This is a genomic window from Streptomyces sp. NPDC059989, from assembly GCF_042736975.1.
Taxonomy (GTDB): Bacteria; Actinomycetota; Actinomycetes; order Streptomycetales; family Streptomycetaceae; genus Streptomyces.
Genome location: NZ_JBHWUO010000027.1, coordinates 22,634 through 39,582, shown reverse-complemented (window position 1 = coordinate 39,582; position 16,949 = coordinate 22,634). Strand labels below are relative to the sequence as shown.

The window sequence follows — 16,949 nt, the reverse complement described above, 5'->3', positions numbered from 1 at the left end:
TCAGAGCCGGTGGTATGCGGAGCGGAGCGCGTCATCGGGCCACCGCCGAGGCATCGGTCGCGGAGGGCGCGGGCGGCCTGGGCGCCGCGGAGGGCGCGGAGGGCGCGGACGGCGCGGAGGGCGCGGACGGCGCGGACGGCCCGGACGGCCCGGACGGCCCGGACGGCCCGGACGGCCCGGACGGCCCGGACGGCCCGGACGGCCCGGACGGCCCGGACGGCCCGGACGGCGCAGGCTGTGAGGGCTGCGGGAACCGTACCGCCGGCACCGGCCGCGCAAGCGGCGTGGCGAACTCGACCGCCGCCGCGATGACGTCCGGGTCGGCCAGGATGCGCCGGTGGCCCAGGCCGCCCGTCTCGATCAGGCGGGCCCGGGAGCCGTAGGTCGCCGCGATCGCGCGGGACTGGCCGGGAGCCGCGACATCGTCGTCCCTGTCGTGGACGAGGAGGAGCGGCATCTGCTGATCGACGGGGCGGTGGGCGGCGTCGAGGCGCTGCCAGATGTCGGGCTCGCCGGCGAAGAGGCGGTGCTCGACATGGTCGCGCAGCACGCGCATGGCCGGTTCGCCCAGCCGCAGTTGGGCGCGGAACCGGTCCAGGAGGTACTCGAAGTCGGCGATGCCCCCGATGCCGACGAACCGGTCGGCCCGGATGCCGTCGGCCTCCCGCAGCATGAAGAGGGTCGCGAGCACGCCGAAGGAGTGGGCCACGACGGCGGAGAAGTCGCCGTGCTCCGCGTACAAGTCCCGCAGGATGTGCCGGTAGTCGAGGATCGTGGAGGCCCGGCCGCCGGACTCGCCGTGGCCGGGGGCGTCGAAGGCGACCACCGTGTGCCCCTCGGCGCGGAGGGCCTCGACGAAGCCGGCGAACCGCGAGGCGCGCGAGGTCCAGCCGTGCACCAGCAGGACGGGACGTTCACCGTCGCCCCACCGGTACGTGGTGACGGGTACGCCGCGCACTATCAGTCGGCCCGTCCGGGCCTGCGCCATCACCTCCGCCTCGTCGGGGCGGAGTCGTGGGCGGCCGAGGGGGCGGACGAAGAGTGCGAAGGCGCGGGGTCCGACCAGGCCCGGGGCGAGCCGGGCGGTGACGTTGAGGGTGGTGCTCAGGAGTGAAGCCGTGGGATGCATGCCCGGTTCTCCGGATCTCCTCAGATGGCCTGCGGTCAGGCGGCCAGGTGGCGCCCGGCAGGATGATGAGGAGATATTAGCACGATCGTTCGTGTACTTTTTCTGGGTCGAAGGCGCCAAGTCGGCAGGCACGTCGGCCTCGTCTCCGAGCTTGCATGCTCCACGCGTGTGGACCGGGCGTGAGTGTTCCGGGCGGTCTCACCACCCGGAACACTCACGATGCCGGAGCAGCAGCGGGCCTACCTGGTGAGTTCGGCCGGTTCATCGAGCCGCGTCAGCTTCAGCGGATTTCTCATCAGGTAGACCCGGGTGACCCGCCCGTTCTCCACCACGAGGCTCACCGCGGTCGGCTCGCCGTCGATCTCGAACCGGCCCGCCGGCGCGCCGTTGAGCCACACCGGCGTCGTCTCGAACGCGGCCACCAGCCGGTTCGCGCGCGCGAGTACCGTCGCCACCAGCTCGGCACCATGGATCGGAGCCAGAGCGGCGGCCGCGAGCCCGCCGCCATCGGCGATCAGGACCACGTCCGGCGCCATGACCTCCAGCAGCTCCTGCAACTGCCCGGTTCGCAGCGAGGCCAGGAAGCGCTCCACCACGGCCTGCTGCTCCGTCCGGCTCACCTGCACCCGTGGCCGCCGGGCCGCCACATGGTCCCGGGCCCGCCGCGCGATCTGCCGCACCGTGGCCGCCGACTTCCCGATGGCCTCGGCGATCTCGCCGTACGGCATCTCGAAGACCTCGCGGAGCACGAACACCGCCCGCTCGGTGGGCCCGAGCGTTTCGAGGACGGTCAGCATCGCGATCGAGACGCTCTCCGCGAGTTCGACGTCCTCGGCTACATCAGGGCTGGTCAGCAGCGGTTCCGGCAGCCACTCGCCCACGTATTCCTCGCGGCTGCGCGACACTGTGCGCCGGCGGTTGAGTGCTTGCCGCGTGACGGTCCTGACGAGGTACGCACGCGGCTCGCGCACCTGCGACCGGTCGACATCGGCCCACCGCAGCCAGGACTCCTGCAGCACGTCCTCCGCGTCGGCCGCCGACCCGAGCATCTCGTAGGCGACGGTGAACAGCAGGCTGCGATGGGCGACGAAGGGATCCTCGGCCGTCATGACGCCGACGCCACACCGGAGCTCTGAGGGCGCGCGGCCAGGGGGATCTCGCAGGCCTCGGAGAAGCCCTGCGATGAGATCCCGTTCGCGTTGTTGTTCCTGGTCGCCATGTTCACGAAGGCGATGTACGCGGTGAGCTCGACCATCGCCGCCGCACCGAGCCGGTCGAGCAGGCCCGCGTACTGCTCGTCGGTCACGGTCGGCGGCGTGTTCGTCATGGCCTCGGCGTACTCGAGGACGTCCCGCTCCAGCGGCGTGAACACTTCCGACTCCCGCCAACGCGGCACCTGGCTGGCCTTGGCCAGGTCCAGGTTCTGGTTCTGTGCCTGGAAGTAGCCGATGTCGAGGCACCAGCCGCAGCCGACCTGGGACGCGACGGCCATGTGCGCGAACGACTTGAGGCTCGCGTCGGCCGCGTCCCATGCGGCCAGCTTGGCCGAGAACTCCAGGTTGGACGTGGCGACCTTGGGGTTGTGCCACACCACCTCGACGGGCTCGGCCACGGCGCCGAGCTGCTTGATCATGTTTTCGCTGAGCTCGGTGGGGAGCTCGGCCTTCGGAACGCGGAGCGCCATGGTGTTCTCCTCAGTGGATTGCCTGTCCGGCCGTTCGGAAGTTCGGCCGTTCGGCATGAAGACACCACCGGGCTCGCGAATGTGACACCCGTTGGGACAGGACGGGTCCGCCTCGTCCGCCTCAACCCTGCTTCGGGGCCGTCGGTTTGTGGCCGGGGTAGACGTGGTCGGGGGTCACGATGCGGGTGACGGCCTCACCGAAGAGGGTGCTGGGTTCCTGGCCTTCGTGCAGGACGTCGGTGTTGAGGAGGATGACCATGGTCGCCTGCGCCTGCGGCAGGTAGACGGTCAGCGTCTCGTACCCGGGCAGTGAGCCGTTGTGCCCGATCCAGCCCTGGACGTTGAAGATGCCCAGCCCGTAGCCGGCGCCCGGGATGCCGATCGAGGTGGTCTTCAGGCGCTCGGCCTGGGTGGCGGGCGTCAGCAGCGTGCCGGTGGCGAGCGTGCGTGCCCAACTGCGCAGGTCCTGCAGGTCGGAGATCATCGCTCCCGCGGCCCAGGCCCAGGAGGGGTTCCAGTCCGTCGCCTCCACGATCTCGCCCGTCGGCGACTCGTCGGTGTAGCCCTGCGCGTGCGGTGCGGGGAACTCCGCCCCGGTCGGGAAGAGCGTGCGGCGCAGACCGGCCGGCTTCAGGACGTCCTGGGCGATGACCTCGTGGAGCGGCCGGCCGGTGATCTTCTCCACCACCAGACCGAGCAGGATCAGGTTGGTGTTCGAGTACTCCCACTTCTCGCCCGGCCCGAACTGCACCGGGTGCTTGAAGGAGTAGTCGAGCAACTGCTGTGGCGTGAAAGGCTGCTTGGGGTCAGTGGTGAGGGCCTTGTTGAAGCCCTCGTCCTCGGAGTAGTTGAACAGCCCGCTGCGCATACCGGCGAGTTGACGCAGAGTGATGCGGTCCCCGTTCGGAACGCCGGCGATGTACGTTCCGATGGTGTCGTCCAGGCCGATCTTGCCCTGGTCGACCAGCTCCAGGAGGGCGGTCACGGTGAACGTCTTCGTCTCGCTGCCGATGCGGATGTGGAAATCGGTCCGCATGGGAGCGCCGGTCGCCTTGTCCGCGACCCCGAAGTTCCTCACGTAGCTCCCCTTGCCGGGGGCCCACAGCCCCACGGTCACTCCCGGCACCCGCGCCTCGCGCAGCACCTGCTGTACGGCGGCGTCCAGTTGCGCCGCGACGGCCGGAGTGAGCTCTGGGAATGCGTTGCCGTCCGGGGAGGGTGGAGTCGGTGGGGTGGGGGGAGTGGGAGGTGTGGGGGCGGCGAGGACGATCTGCGCCTGGATGCCGGCCGACCCGTACGCGGATCCCGCGAGGGCCGGGGTGAGGAACAAGCCTGCGGCGGCGGCCACCGCGCAGCCCCTGCGCAGCCGAATGTGCGTCGAACTCACGACATGCCTCCCGTCGTACGGGACCAAGGCGCCAGACTCAGCGTAGGCCCGCACCATCGGGGTCGCGAGACGAGCACACCGGGCCCCCGCTGGGCGGGGCGGGCGGGACGGCCGTGTCCGTGCGGCCGTACGTGTGCCCGCGCGGGCACAGGTACGGCCGTGCCCGAAGCCGACGGGTCAGTCCTCGTGCTTCGCGCGGCTCGGCTGGACGCGCTTCGGTTCGCCCGGCATCTTCGGGTAGTCCGGGGGGTAGGGCATGTCGCCCAGCCCGTGTTCGCGCTCGTCGCGGTCGGCGAGTTCCAGTACGGGCTCCAGGCTGAAGGCGTGCTCGTCCATGTCCGCGTGCAGGTCGCCCAATTCGGCGAAGCGGGCCGGCATCGTCACGATGTCGAAGTCGCGCGGCTCGGCGTCGTCCACCTCTTCCCAGCGCAGCGGCGCCGACACCGGGGCGTGCGGGCGCGGGCGGACGGAGTAGGCGGAGGCGATCGTGCGGTCGCGCGCCGTCTGGTTGTAGTCGACGAAGATCCGCTCGCCTCGCTCCTCCTTCCACCAGGCCGTGGTGACCTTGCCCGGCATCCGGCGTTCCAGCTCGCGGCCGAGGGTGATGGCGCACCGCCGGACCTCCGTGAACGTCCAGCGGGGCTCGATCGGCACGAAGACGTGCAGCCCGCGTCCGCCCGAGGTCTTGGGCCAGCCGCGCAGGCCGAGCTCCTCCAGCAGGGCGCGCAGTTCGTGGGCGGCGGCCACCGCGTGGTGGTAGTCGGTGCCCGGCTGCGGATCCAGGTCGATGCGCAGTTCGTCGGGCCGGTCGGTGTCCTCGCGCCGCACCGGCCAGGGGTGGAAGGTGAGGCAGCCCAGGTTGGCGGCCCACAGGACGGCGGCCGGCTCGGTCGGGCAGATCTCGTCGGCGCTGCGCCCGCTGGGGAAGGCGATGTGGGCCGTCGGGATCCAGTCGGGGAGGTTCTTGGGGGCCCGCTTCTGGAAGAAGGACTCGCCCTCCACGCCGTCCGGGAACCGTTCGAGGGTCGTCGGCCGGTTGCGCAGGGCGCGCGTGATGCCGTCCGCGACGGCCAGGTAGTACTCGGCCACATCCCGCTTGGTGAGGCCGCGCTCCGGGAAGTACACCTTGTCCGGGCTGGACAGCCGTACCGTCCGCCCGCCCGCGTCCAGCTCGATGGCATTGCCCGCAGCACCCATGTGCGCCACGGTAGGCGGGCCCGGCCGGGCGCGCACACCGGGCGGGGCCGGACGTACCACCGCAGAATCGGAGGCATGGATCTGCCAGTGATGCCGCCCGTGAAGCCGATGCTCGCGAAGTCCGTGGCGAAGATCCCGCCCGGCATGCAGTACGAGGCCAAGTGGGACGGTTTCCGTGCCGTCGTGCACCGCGACGGCGACGAGGTCGAGATCGGCAGCCGGACGGGGAAGAGCCTGACCAGGTACTTTCCCGAGCTGGTGGCGGCCCTGAGGGAGAACCTGCCCACCCGCTGCGTCGTGGACGGCGAGATCGTGATCGTGCAGGGCGGGCGCCTCGACTTCGACCGGCTGACCGAGCGGATCCACCCCGCGGCATCCCGCGTGAAGATGCTCGCCGAGACGACCCCGGCCAGCTTCGTCGCCTTCGATCTGCTCGCGCTCGGTGACGAGGCGCTCCTCGACACTCCGCTGGCCGACCGCCGCAGCGCCCTCGCCCAATCCCTGTCCACCGCTCGGCCCCCCGTCCACCTCGCGCCCGCGACCACCGATCCCGCGCTCGCGCAGGAGTGGTTCGAGCGGTTCGAGGGCGCCGGGCTCGACGGGGTGATCGCCAAACCCCTCGATCTCCCCTACCGGCCCGATGCCCGCCTCATGTTCAAGATCAAGCACGAGCGTACGGCCGATGTCGTCGTCGCGGGTTTCCGCTTCCACAAGAGCGGTCCGATTGTCGGATCGCTGCTCCTCGGCCTGTACGACGGCCACGGCGGCCTCCAGCACGTCGGCGTGTGCGCCGCCTTCCCCATGAAGCGCCGCGCCGAACTGGTCGAGGAGCTCGAACCCCTGCGCATGCCGGACCCCGCGGGCCATCCGTGGGCCGCCTGGGCCGAGGAGTCCGCCCACGAGAGCGCCCGGCTGCCGGGTGCACAGAGCCGCTGGACCGGCAAGAAGGACCTGTCGTGGGTGGCGCTGCGCCCCGAACGGGTCGTCGAGGTCGCCTACGACCACATGGAGGGCGACCGCTTCCGGCACACCGCCCAGTTCCGCCGCTGGCGGCCCGACCGGGCGCCGGAGAGCTGCACCTACGCCCAGCTGGAGGAGGTCGTCGGCTACGACCTCGCCGACGTCCTCGGCCCGCCCCCCGGCGCCGCCGCCCGCTGAACCGTCACCGCGCCGCCATCCCCTCGCCCCGATCCCCCTCATCCCGATCATTCCGCTCATCCCGCTCGCCCCCCTCACCGCCCTCACGCCCCTCACCCCGCCGTCAGCTTCTCCCACTCCGCCCGCCCCGGGCCCGCCGCGTTCGGCGCGTAGTCCGGCCGCGCGGCCAGCCAGCGCGCCACCCGGGCCCGGATCTCCGGATCCGCGTACGCCCGCTCCGGCGGCTCGGCCAGGTGCCGGACCCTGGCCCGCGCCCGCATCACCTCGGGATCCTCCAGCGCGCAGTCGAACAGCGCGGCCACCTCGCGCGCCGTCCCCGTACGCACGGCCCGGGTCGCGAACCGCTCCCCGATGGCCGCGTCGGCGACGACCTGGAAGTCGAACCACGGCTTCAGGGTGCGCACCGCCCACGCGTGGTGGTCGGCGGCGTACCGCTCCGAGCCCGGGTCCAGGTGCGCCGTACGGGCCACCCTGCGCGCGGCCCACAGCGCGAGCGAGGTGCCCTGCCCGAGGGTGGGGTTGGTGTGCGTGATCGCGTCCCCGACCGGCACCAGCCCGCTCACCACCGGGCCCCGCTCGTCGACCAGCGCGCTCCACCGGTTGTCGAGGCTCGCGGTGGCCAGCACCTCCGACCGGGGCTCGGCGCCCAGGGCCAGCCAGGCCGCGCCGGGCGGGAACGCACGGGCGGCGGCCTCGAAGACGGCCGGATCGCGCAGGGCGGAGCGCGTGGTGTCCGCGGTGTGCACGAACAGCGTCACGGCGAAGAGCCGGTTGTCGGCGGGGAAGACCGCACATCCGGCGAAGGCGCCGCCCGTGACCGCCCAGGGACGGCGCGGCCCTTCGTCCATGCCCTCGGGCAGCCGGTACCAGCGGCAGAAGTAGGCGAGCCCGGTGCGGTGCCGCTCCACGACGGGTGGGCGGCTGCCCGCGGCGGCCAGCCAGCGCTCGGCGCCGCCGCGCCGCCCGCCCGCGTCCACCACGAGGCCACCCTCGTAACTCCCGGCGCCCGTGGTCACTCCCGTCACCCGGATCGCGCCCCCGTCGCCGCCGTCCCGGGCCGTGGTCAGTCCGGTCACCGGTTCCCCGTACCGCGCCACGACGCCCGGTTCGGCGCGCAGGGCGCTCGCCAGTGCGCTCTCCAGCACGATGCGCCTGGCCTGGAGCATGACGAGGTCCTCGTCGCCGGGGCGCGCGGGCGGGCGTACGTCGAACCAGTCCAGCTCGTGCCGTTCGCGGGCCCCGAGCCGGAGCATCTCCTGGTGCACGTCCGGCAGTTCGTCGCGCAGCAGGTTGCGGGCGGCTCCCAGCAGCGCGTGCGGCTGGGTCGCCTGCGGTACGGCCGGCCGCCGCCAGCCGAAGAAGTCGCGGTCGAGCGCGGTGCCCGGGGCCCGCGTGTCGCGCTCGAAGAGTTCGGCCGTGTGCCCCCGTCGCGCCGCGAGCAGGGCCGTGGCCACTCCCCCGATGCCTCCGCCGATGACCAGCACATGTGCCATTGCGCCCCCCTGAGCCGATGAACCGTACGACGATCACACCGCCCAGAGCCTGCGCGGACGGACGGCGGCCGAAACCCGCACAGGTGTCCTACGGCGTCCCCGGGCGGGGCGGTACGCATCCGGCCTCCGACAGGGCTCCGACCGCGGGCCCGGCTTGACAAATGATGTTGCCGAAGCGGGAAATGGAGCGATGGCCACCACCGAGGAGCGTCCATGACCCCCACGACCGGCGAACGCCCCGAGCGGGCCGCCCCCCAGCCCAACGCCGTCGTCGGCGTCGGGCTGGTCGTCGTCGGCCAGGACGGCCGGGTGCTGCTCGGCCAGGCGCACGACGGCCGCTGGGAACTGCCCGGCGGGAAGGTCGACCCCGGGGAGGGCTTCGAGCAGGCCGCCTCCCGGGAACTGGCCGAGGAGACGGATCTACGGGCGGCCCCCGAGGGGATCCGGGTCCTGTCCGTCCGGATCGACGCGAAGTCCGGCGTGACCCGGGTGACGGCAGCCGCCGTCACCACCACCGCGCAGGGCGTGCCCGCCGTCACCGAGCCCCACAAGATCGTCCGCTGGCAGTGGTTCGCCCCGGCCGAGATCCCGGCCGCGCTCTACGCCCCTTCGGCGGCGGTCCTGCGCACCTGGCGCCCGGAGCTCACTGCCCTGCCGCACGTGCCCTCCTCCTACGACTACCCGACCGTGAGCCCGGCCACGAGCGCCTGAGGGCCCGTGGGGGGCGGCTCGGCCCGTGGGGGCGGCTCGGCCCGCGCAGGCGGACCGGTTCCGGCCGCCCTACCCCCGCACGACCGCCCGCGGCGCGAAGTTCCCCTCGCCCAGGTCCTCGGCCAGCAGCCGCTTCGCGATCGCGTCCGCCGCCACCCGCAGTTCGGCGCTCTGCGGCCGGCCCCGGTCCTTCTCCAGTTGGTCACCGAGCCAGTCCGCCCACGCGCGCGAGATGACCGCGGCCTCCCGCTCCCCGGCCGAGGTGTGCGCGAGGAAGTTGCCCTCCCGCGTCAGGTAGCCCTCGTCGACCATCCGGTCGAAGACCGGCAGCAGCACCTCCGGCGGCACGGACCGGCGGTTCGCGATGAGCCCCAGGCTGGCGTGGCCGACCGTCCGGGTCAGCAGGTCCACCTGCATCACCGCCCACGCGCCCGCGATGTCCAGCCTGGTGTCGGAGGCCTCGACGATCGCGCGCGCCTGCTCCGGCCCCATGTTCCGTACGAGTTTCCCGACCGCCAGCTCCAGCAGCTTGGCCGAGTCCCCCGAGGCCGTGGCGGGCGAGGCGAAGCCGTCGCCCATGTCCGTGGATCCGGCCCGGGCGCTGTCGCGCAGCTTGACCTGCTTGAGGAAGAGCGCGACGACGAACCCGACCACCGCCACCGGTACGGTCCAGAGGAACACCGTGTGCAGGGCCTGCGCGTACGCGTCGATGACCGGACCCGCGGCCGCCGGATCGAGCCGGTGCACGCCCTCGGGGCTCGACGCGGCCTTGGCCAGCGCCGCCGGGTCCTCACCGGTGAGCCGCGCCGACTCCGCGACCGCCGCCTTCAGTTCCGGCCCGAGGCTGTTCGCGTAGATCGTCCCGAAGACCGCCGTCCCGAAGGAGCTGCCGAGCGTACGGAAGAACGTGACCCCGGAGGTGGCCGTGCCGAGGTCGGCGTAGTCGACGGTGTTCTGCACGGCGATCGTCAGCACCTGCATGGACAGGCCGATGCCCGTACCGAGCACGAACATGTAGAGCGACTCCAGCAGGGTGCCGGTCTCCGGCCCCATCCGCGACAGCAGGTACAGGCCGACCCCCATGACCGCGTTGCCCACGATCGGGAAGATCCGGTACCGGCCGGTCTTGCTGGTGGCGTTGCCGCTGAAGACGGAGGCGAGGAGCAGCCCGAAGACCATGGGCAGGGTCCGCACGCCCGAGACCGTGGCCGAGTCCCCGTCCACGTACTGGAGGTAGGTCGGCAGGAACGTCAGCGCTCCGAGCATCGCGAACCCGACGACGAAGCTCAGGACGGAGCACACGGCGAAGACCGGGTTGCGGAAGAGCCGCATCGGCAGCATCGGCTGGGCGGCCCGCGTCTCGACCAGGCAGAACAGCGCCAGCGCGACCGCGCCGCCCGCGAACAGGCCGATGATCGTCGGTGAGGTCCAGGCGTACTCGTTCCCGCCCCAACTGGTGGCCAGGATCACCGCGCTCGCGCCGACCGCGACGAGGGCGATGCCCAGGTAGTCGATGGCCGGTTTTCCCTCGGCCCGTACCGAGGGGATCGTCCGGGCGGCCGCGATGACGACGAGGATCGCGATCGGGACGTTGACGTAGAAGCACCAGCGCCAGGTCAGGTGGTCGGTGAAGAGCCCGCCGAGGAGCGGCCCGATGACGGTGGCGACGCCGAAGACGGCGCCGATCATGCCCTGGTACTTGCCGCGTTCGCGCAGCGGGACGACATCGGCGATCAGTGCCATGGCGGTGACCATCAGGCCGCCGGCCCCGATGCCCTGGACGCCGCGCCACAGGATCAGGAGCGTCATGTTGCTCGACAGGCCGCACAGGAACGAGCCGCTGATGAACACGATGGCGGAGACCTGGAAGATCAGCTTCCGTCCGAAGAGGTCGCCGAACTTGCCGACCAGGACCGTCGCCACGGTCTCCGCGAGCAGGTAGGCGGTCACCACCCACGACATGTGGTCCGCGCCGCCCAGATCCGCCACGATCGTGGGCAGGGCGGTGCCCACGATCGTCTGGTCGAGGGCCGCGAGCAGTACGCCCAGCATGATCGTGCCGAAGATGACATTGCGCCGCCGCCGGTCCAGCACGGGTGGCGCGGCCATGGCGGCGGGGGCAGTGGTCACATGTCGCACTCTCACAGCACGCCCGCCGCGCCGCATGCGGCACGGGGCCGTACGGGCGACCCCGCCGCCGGATCAGCGCAGGTAGGCCAGGCCCTGGTGAGCGGAGGCGTAGCCGTCAAGGAGCCGCCGGGCCACCCCCACCGAGTCCACCAGCGGATGCAGTGCGAAGGCCTTCACGGCGGCCGCCCGCGAGCCGCTCGCCGCGGCGGCGAGGACCTCCCGCTCCACGGCCTTCACCGAGGTCACCAGCCCGACCGCGTGCAGCGGCAGCGGGGCGACGCCCACCGGGTGGGCGCCGTTCGCGTCGACCAGGCAGGGCACCTCGATGACCGCCTCGGCGTCCAGGACGGACAGCGTGGAGCCGTTGCGGACGTTCAGGATCAGCGTGGCCTGCTCGTCGCGCGCGATGGCCCGCATCAGGGCGAGCGCGACCTTCTCGTAGCCACCGGACTCCAGATCGCTCTCCTCGCGCTCGCCGGCGCCCGCCGCCTCGCGGTTCTCGGCCATGTACGTGGCCTCGCGCTCGGCCCTGGTCCGGTCCCAGGCGGCCAGCGCCGCCCCGGCCGGCAGCCCGGCCCGGCCGGCTTCGGCGTAGAAGCCGTGCTGCTGGTCGCGCAGGAAGGCTCCGCGCGTCTGCTCGGCCTCCTGGTAGGCCCGTACTGTGTCACGGTTGAAGTAGTAGTAGTGCAGGTACTCGTTCGGGATCGCGCCGAGCGAGCGCAGCCACTCGGCCCCGAAGAGCCGGCCCTCCTCGAAGGACTCCAGGGCCTCGCTGTCGGCGAGCAGCCTGGGCAGCTCGTCCCGGCCGCCGATGCGCAGCCCGCGCACCCAGCCCAGGTGGTTGAGGCCGACGTAGTCGATCCAGGCCTCCCCGGGCCGCGCGCCCAGCAGCCGGGCGATGCGCCGCCCGAGTCCCACGGGGGAATCGCAGATGCCGATCACGCGCTCGCCGAGCTCCTCGGCCATCGCCTCGGTGACCAGCCCGGCCGGGTTGGTGAAGTTGATGACCCACGCCTCGGGGGCGGTACGGGCGATCCTGCGCGCGAGTTCACGGGCCACCGGCACGGTCCGCAGGCCGTACGCGATCCCGCCCGCGCCCACCGTCTCCTGGCCCAGCACGCCCTCGGCCAGCGCGATCCGCTCGTCGGCGGCGCGTCCCTCCAAGCCTCCGACGCGGATGGCGGAGAAGACGAAATCGGCCCCGCGCAGGGCTTCGTCGAGGTCCCCGGTGGCGGTGACGGCCGGGGCGTCCGGCACCCCGGCGGCGGCCGCCTGGTCCGCGAGCACCCGGGCCATGGCCGCGAGCCGCCCGGCGTCCTCGTCGTACAGCGTCACCCGGGTCACCCGGCCCTCGGCGTGGTCGCCGAGCAGTGCTCCGTAGACGAGCGGTACCCGGAAACCGCCCCCGCCGAGGATCGTCAGCCGCACGCCCCTACCGCCCTTCGCCCGTGCCCGGTGCCCCGTGGCGTGCCGGGTGGCACGCGGCCGGCACACCGCCGCCGCGCGGTCGGCGCGCCGGAGTCAGGGCACCAGTCTCCCCCGGCGGTTCACTCCGCCGGCGACGGCACGGCGCGCAGCCTGGCGCCCTGCTGGTGGGTGGACCCGCCGCCCGGGACGAAGCCCGCCGGCGTGCCCTGCGGGGCCGAGAGGATCAGGGTGATCCGGGTCAGCCCCATCGCGTCCAGCATCCGGCTCGTTTCGGCCACCATCCGGCAGCGCACCAGACCCCAGCGCGGGTCGGGGTGGCGCACGGTCCGCACCGCCCCGTCCTGCTCGGCGGCCTCGGCCCCGCGCATGCTCAGCCAGTGCGGCACGCCGTACCGGTAGGCCGCTTCCATGAACGGATCACGGGCCACCTCCTGGCGGATGCTGCGCAGCCCCTCGTCCTCCGGGGCGCCGGCCAGCGCGGTGGCGAACTGGGCCAGCAGGGGGACGCACCAGGCCGGTTCGTGGTCCTCCAGCACGCCCGCCGCGTCCGGGTGGAACAGCACGAAGCGCAGGAAGTTGTCGTCCGGCAGGGCCGTCGGATGCGGCCGTACCGACTGGAAGAGCTGGTCGAAGGCCGAGTTGGTCAGCGCGACGTCCCAGCGGTGGTCCACCAGGAAGCTCGGGTAGGGGACGGCCTCCATGAGGGCCGCGTAGTCGCACAGGTAGTCGCGCTGCGCGGGGTCATCGGGCAGCCGGTTCTCCTCGGCGGCCCGCCAGGTGGGCGGCGGGTCGCGGTCGACCATGACCCGGAAGAGCCAGAAGCACTGCCGCTCGCTCATCTCCAACGCCTCGGCGAGGGCGAGCAGTTTGCGGTCCGTCCACTCCTTGACCAGGCCGCGTTCCCAGTTGCCGTACGCACGCACGCTGATGCGGAGCCGGGCCGCGAGGTCCTCCTGGCTGAGCCCCAGCTCCTCGCGGCGCTGGCGCAAAATCTCCTTGCGTCGCTCCGACCGCACGGCGCCGCGTGCGGGCTCATCGCCCGCCAGGCGCTCCTCACCGGCTCGGGCGAAGCCATCGGACGGGCCCACCGCTGCGAGATGTGGCACCGAGAGCTCCCCCTCCTCACGGTCTGGATCTTCATTTCCGTGTGGCGATCCTGCTACCGACATCATTCGAGTGTCAACTATTGTGGCAATTCAAGCCTCTTGACAGCTCATTCCCGCCACAGCTGTGGCACGTTCTAGCCCTTCGGAGCGGGAACGGATAGATTCCAGAAGCCGACCACGTGCCCGTACCGACTTCGCGCGATCTAGGAGAACCACTGGTGACAGACGGCTTCCCGGCTCCCGTCGCGGTGGCCCACGCACCCCTGGCAGCCACCATCACGCGTGTCGCCGAACTCGCGGGCAAGATGGGCCGCGACCTGAATCAGGTCTTCGATCTGCGGCGCCTCTCCGAGGCCTCCGGCGTACCGGCGGACGTGGTCAGAACCCTGCTCGACGGCAGGCCGGCCGGCGAACCGGACCTCCAGACCCGCTTCCTGCAGCGCCTGGACCTGCTCCGGCGCACCCGGGTCAAACCCAACGGCCGACGCTACACGCAGCAGGAGATCGCCGACGGCGCCGGCATGTCCCGGCAGCAGGCCGGGGCCCTCATCAATGGCGACCGCCGCCCCACCATGGAGCACTGTGACGCGATCCAGCGCTTCTTCGGGGTGCACGCCGGCTTCCTCACCGCGCACGACGCGGACGCCCTCACCGACGCCCTCCAGCGCACCGAGCAGCAGCTGCTCCAGGACTTCGCGGGGCGGGCGAGGGAAACCGCCCCGGCCGCGGCCGCTTCGGCCGGCGATCCGCTGGCAAGACTCCTGCAGAACCACGGCGTACGGGGCATCGCGTGGCGAGCCGCCCAACTGCCCAGCGACAAGCACCGGGACAAGGTGACCGAATGGCTGGACATGCTGCTGGAAAGCGTCAAACCGAACGAATCCTGACCCAGTCGAGAGTCTGGGTCTGATCCTTGAGTCCTGATCCGGATCCGCGCCGACGGGGAGAACGGTGAGCATAGGCAGAGAGCAGCGGCGGTTGTGCGGGGAGCTGGTGGCCGGGATCCGGCTGACGGCGCCCGTGGAGCCTGTGGACCTCTACGCCGCCCTCTGCGAGGGCATGAGCAGACACCGCGGCCGCCGGGTGGAGTTCCGCATGGCCTCGTTCCCGCCGGGGACGGCCAGCGGCCTGTGGCTCGACATGGCGGACCGCGATCTCGTGGTCGTCGAGGAACGGACAGCGCCCGACCACCAGCTGGTGATCCTGGGCCACGAGCTGTGGCACATGAAGGCCGGCCACTGCAGCCACCACGTCGACGGCGCCGCCGTCGCCGCCCGGCTGCTGTCCGACGAGGCCGACATCGGCGAGACCGTCCGCCGGGTCGCCGCGCGCACGCGCGCCGACGTACAGGAGGAGACCGAGGCCGAGACGTTCGGCTTACTGCTGGGCGCCCGGTGCAGGAGCTGGCTGGCCGGTTCGGCAGGCCACCGGGCACCGGCGCAGCGCGACGAATTGGCGGGCCGGATCGAGGCATCGCTGGGCTACCGGGGGCACAGGAACGACCGTTGAGCGGCGAGGACTACTACATACCGGCCATCGCGCTGGCCATCTCCCTGGCCTTCAAGCTGCCGACGCTGCGCACCAACTGGCGCGATCCGCTGCTGCGCTCGGTCTGCGCCCTGCTGACCCTGGCCGCCGCCGTGTTCACCTTCGCCGCCCCGCCCACCATCGAGGCGGTCAACCGCTGGACCGGGATCACCAACTTCTCCGCCCCGCTCGTCTACTGCCTGATCACCGCCTTCAGCGCCTCCTGCCTGGTCCTGATGGTCAACTGGCGGGGCGGCCCGCCGGAGCAGACCCGCCGCGTCTCCCGGCGCTGGATCCTGGGCTACGGCGCGGTCATCGCGGCCCTGATCGTGCTGTTCGCCCTCGGTGAGGCCCCGGTCGAGCGGCTGCGCGATTTCGACACCTACTACGCCAACACCCCCTACCTGGGGCAGATGATCGCCCTCTACCTGCTGGCGCACCACGTGGCCGCGGTCGTGATGGTGTCGCTGTGCTGGCGCTGGTCCCTGCAGGTGCGCGGCTGGCTGCGGGTCGGCCTGATGATCATCGTCTCCGGCTACATCTTCAACCTCACCTACGACGCCACCAAGATGTCCGCGGTCGTCGCCCGCTGGCTCGGCCACGACCTGGACGACCTGAGCACCTTCGTCGCCCCGCCGCTCGCCGCCGTGGGCGCGCTGATCAGCGCGACGGGCTTCGTCGTCCCCCTCGTGTGCCAGCGGCTGTCGGACAACTGGCGGACCTGGACGACGTACCGGAAGCTCGGCGCCCTCTGGCAGGAGGTGCGGATGTGCACGCAGAGCTGCACCCCCGGCGTACGGATGTCCTGGTGGTCCGCGGCCGAGCTGCGGGTGATCCAGCGCGAGTCGGACATCCACGACGGGTTCCTGCACCTGGGGCCGTACTTCGACCGGAGCCTCCACGACGGCGCCTACGAGCGCGCCGTCGCGGAGGGGGCGGACGAGGGGACCGCGCGTGCCGTCGCCGACGCCGCCATGGTCGCGGCCGCCGTGCAGGCCCGTTCCGCGGACCCGGAGGGGGATGTCATCGGGGCAGGCGAGGAGAGCGTGTTCGAGATCCCCGACGGGCCGCGCGACCTCCTGCTGATCTCCCACGCCCTGCGGCATTCGCCGGTGGTCCAGGCGGTCCGGCAGCAGGCGGCGCTGTCCGCGAGCGGACTCGCGTAGGCGCCCCTGGATCAGCGCGCGGCGGCGACGGCCGTCGCGGGGAACAGTTCCTGGAAGGGGCCGGCGGAGTCGATCCCGTCCCGTCCGTAGGGCGCGTCGAAGCTCCACACCATGAACAGCAGGAACACGATCAGCGCGCTGAACAGCCCGGCCAGCAGCAGCTCCCGCCCGGAGCGGCGGATCTGCAGGGTGAAGATCAGCCCGACCGTGACCACCCCGCCGACCAGCAGCCCGAACCACACCACTCCCGGCAGCGTGGACTCCGAGCTCTGGGTCCGCGAGTGGCGGGCGTCGTCGGCGGCCGCGATGTGGTCCAGCAGCGGCTGGTAGGCCTGCGCCTGGAGTTCGGTGCCGGGGTTCTGGTGGGTGACGTCGCTGCGCAGCTTGCCGAGCAGCTGGGCCCCCTCGGCCGAGGCGCCCTCCCCGGAGGTCAGCAGCGGCCAGTCCACGGCGACCGTGTGGGAGACGTACGCGTTCACCTCGCCGCGGATCCGGTCTCGGACGGGGGCCGGGTAGACGTCGGCGCGCTGGGTGACCTCGTACAGCGACTGGGCCTCGCGGCGCACGCTGTCCTCGGCGGCGCTGCGCGCCTCCCAGACGCCGGCGATGGCCAGGCCGAGCACGATCGCGTAGACCACGCCCACCATCATGGTCATGTACTCGATGACATCGGGGGTTTCGCTGGTGTCCTCGTCATCCGCGACCCGGCGGTGCCGGATCGCGGTGGCGGCGAGGACGATGGCGCAGACGAGCACCATGGCGATGGCCAGGACCAGCCATTCGGACACGTGGATTCTCCCGTGGTGGATCGGTGGATGGATGGGCCGGCGGCG

At 72.3% G+C, this 16,949-nt stretch carries 15 protein-coding genes; 5 read left to right on the top strand and 10 right to left on the bottom strand.

What is annotated here, in order from left to right:
- Positions 1-31: 31 nt before the first annotated feature.
- The 5 genes from ACFWBN_RS23845 to ligD form a co-directional block, all read right to left on the bottom strand.
- Positions 32-1,129, bottom strand: a complete 1,098-nt coding sequence (locus ACFWBN_RS23845) for an alpha/beta fold hydrolase (protein WP_385178930.1) — start codon at positions 1,127-1,129, stop codon at positions 32-34.
- A 239-nt stretch (positions 1,130-1,368) separates the two neighbouring features.
- A complete protein-coding gene (locus tag ACFWBN_RS23840; RefSeq protein ID WP_385178929.1) occupies positions 1,369-2,238 on the bottom strand; it encodes an RNA polymerase sigma-70 factor in 870 nt (289 codons plus the stop codon).
- Positions 2,235-2,813 (bottom strand): carboxymuconolactone decarboxylase family protein, encoded by a 579-nt coding sequence (locus tag ACFWBN_RS23835; protein ID WP_385178928.1) that lies wholly within the window; start codon positions 2,811-2,813, stop codon positions 2,235-2,237. Before ACFWBN_RS23835 ends, ACFWBN_RS23840 begins: the two co-directional genes overlap by 4 nt.
- A 121-nt stretch (positions 2,814-2,934) precedes the next feature.
- Positions 2,935-4,200 (bottom strand): serine hydrolase domain-containing protein, encoded by a 1,266-nt coding sequence (locus ACFWBN_RS23830; RefSeq protein WP_385178927.1) that lies wholly within the window; start codon positions 4,198-4,200, stop codon positions 2,935-2,937.
- Between the two features lie 177 nt (positions 4,201-4,377).
- The gene (gene ligD / locus ACFWBN_RS23825; RefSeq protein ID WP_385178926.1) at positions 4,378-5,397 is read right to left on the bottom strand and encodes a non-homologous end-joining DNA ligase; all 1,020 of its coding nucleotides are present in this window, start codon (positions 5,395-5,397) and stop codon (positions 4,378-4,380) included.
- Between the two features lie 75 nt (positions 5,398-5,472).
- On the opposite strand from ligD, the gene ACFWBN_RS23820 reads away from it, so the two are divergent.
- Positions 5,473-6,555 carry an ATP-dependent DNA ligase gene (locus ACFWBN_RS23820; RefSeq protein WP_385178925.1) on the top strand — a complete coding sequence of 361 codons (1,083 nt, stop codon included), beginning with the start codon at positions 5,473-5,475 and terminating at the stop codon, positions 6,553-6,555.
- Positions 6,556-6,647: 92 nt separating this feature from the next.
- Here the strand turns inward: ACFWBN_RS23820 and ACFWBN_RS23815 are convergent, their stop codons facing one another.
- Positions 6,648-8,048: an NAD(P)/FAD-dependent oxidoreductase gene (locus ACFWBN_RS23815; protein ID WP_385178924.1), complete on the bottom strand. Its 1,401-nt coding sequence runs from the start codon at positions 8,046-8,048 to the stop codon at positions 6,648-6,650.
- Positions 8,049-8,261: 213 nt separating this feature from the next.
- Between ACFWBN_RS23815 and ACFWBN_RS23810 the strand changes: the two genes are divergently transcribed.
- The gene (locus tag ACFWBN_RS23810) at positions 8,262-8,759 is read left to right on the top strand and encodes an NUDIX domain-containing protein (RefSeq protein ID WP_385178923.1); all 498 of its coding nucleotides are present in this window, start codon (positions 8,262-8,264) and stop codon (positions 8,757-8,759) included.
- 69 nt (positions 8,760-8,828) lie between these two features.
- Here ACFWBN_RS23810 and ACFWBN_RS23805 read toward each other — a convergent pair whose 3' ends face one another.
- From ACFWBN_RS23805 to ACFWBN_RS23795, 3 genes are all read right to left on the bottom strand, one after another.
- Positions 8,829-10,925, bottom strand: a complete 2,097-nt coding sequence (locus ACFWBN_RS23805) for an MDR family MFS transporter (protein ID WP_385178922.1) — start codon at positions 10,923-10,925, stop codon at positions 8,829-8,831.
- 36 nt (positions 10,926-10,961) lie between these two features.
- Positions 10,962-12,317 (bottom strand): 6-phospho-beta-glucosidase, encoded by a 1,356-nt coding sequence (locus ACFWBN_RS23800; RefSeq protein WP_385178921.1) that lies wholly within the window; start codon positions 12,315-12,317, stop codon positions 10,962-10,964.
- 119 nt (positions 12,318-12,436) lie between these two features.
- Positions 12,437-13,423: a helix-turn-helix domain-containing protein gene (locus tag ACFWBN_RS23795; protein WP_385178920.1), complete on the bottom strand. Its 987-nt coding sequence runs from the start codon at positions 13,421-13,423 to the stop codon at positions 12,437-12,439.
- Positions 13,424-13,641: 218 nt separating this feature from the next.
- Here ACFWBN_RS23795 and ACFWBN_RS23790 point away from each other — a divergent pair, with 218 nt between their 5' ends.
- The 3 genes from ACFWBN_RS23790 to ACFWBN_RS23780 all read left to right on the top strand — a co-directional run bounded on the left by ACFWBN_RS23790 (position 13,642) and on the right by ACFWBN_RS23780 (position 16,116).
- The gene (locus ACFWBN_RS23790) at positions 13,642-14,310 is read left to right on the top strand and encodes a helix-turn-helix domain-containing protein (RefSeq protein WP_385178919.1); all 669 of its coding nucleotides are present in this window, start codon (positions 13,642-13,644) and stop codon (positions 14,308-14,310) included.
- Between the two features lie 64 nt (positions 14,311-14,374).
- A complete protein-coding gene (locus ACFWBN_RS23785; RefSeq protein WP_385178918.1) occupies positions 14,375-14,932 on the top strand; it encodes a toxin-antitoxin system, toxin component in 558 nt (185 codons plus the stop codon).
- Complete coding sequence (locus ACFWBN_RS23780) at positions 14,929-16,116, top strand: MAB_1171c family putative transporter (protein ID WP_385178917.1); 1,188 nt, start codon at positions 14,929-14,931, stop codon at positions 16,114-16,116. The genes ACFWBN_RS23785 and ACFWBN_RS23780 overlap by 4 nt, the downstream gene beginning before the upstream one ends.
- Positions 16,117-16,127: 11 nt before the next feature.
- Here ACFWBN_RS23780 and ACFWBN_RS23775 read toward each other — a convergent pair whose 3' ends face one another.
- On the bottom strand, positions 16,128-16,904 hold the full coding sequence (locus ACFWBN_RS23775; protein WP_385178916.1) for a hypothetical protein: 777 nt from the start codon (positions 16,902-16,904) through the stop codon (positions 16,128-16,130).
- Positions 16,905-16,949: the final 45 nt, after the last annotated feature.

Bases quoted from the DNA above. Each gene is read 5' to 3' on its own strand.
- ACFWBN_RS23845 (WP_385178930.1), bottom strand. From the start codon at position 1,129: ATGCATCCCACGGCTTCACTCCTGAGCACCACCCTCAACGTCACCGCC.
- ACFWBN_RS23840 (WP_385178929.1), bottom strand. From the start codon at position 2,238: ATGACGGCCGAGGATCCCTTCGTCGCCCATCGCAGCCTGCTGTTCACC.
- ACFWBN_RS23835 (WP_385178928.1), bottom strand. From the start codon at position 2,813: ATGGCGCTCCGCGTTCCGAAGGCCGAGCTCCCCACCGAGCTCAGCGAA.
- ligD (WP_385178926.1), bottom strand. From the start codon at position 5,397: ATGGGTGCTGCGGGCAATGCCATCGAGCTGGACGCGGGCGGGCGGACG.
- ACFWBN_RS23820 (WP_385178925.1), top strand. From the start codon at position 5,473: ATGGATCTGCCAGTGATGCCGCCCGTGAAGCCGATGCTCGCGAAGTCC.
- ACFWBN_RS23815 (WP_385178924.1), bottom strand. From the start codon at position 8,048: ATGGCACATGTGCTGGTCATCGGCGGAGGCATCGGGGGAGTGGCCACG.
- ACFWBN_RS23810 (WP_385178923.1), top strand. From the start codon at position 8,262: ATGACCCCCACGACCGGCGAACGCCCCGAGCGGGCCGCCCCCCAGCCC.
- ACFWBN_RS23805 (WP_385178922.1), bottom strand. From the start codon at position 10,925: ATGCGGCGCGGCGGGCGTGCTGTGAGAGTGCGACATGTGACCACTGCC.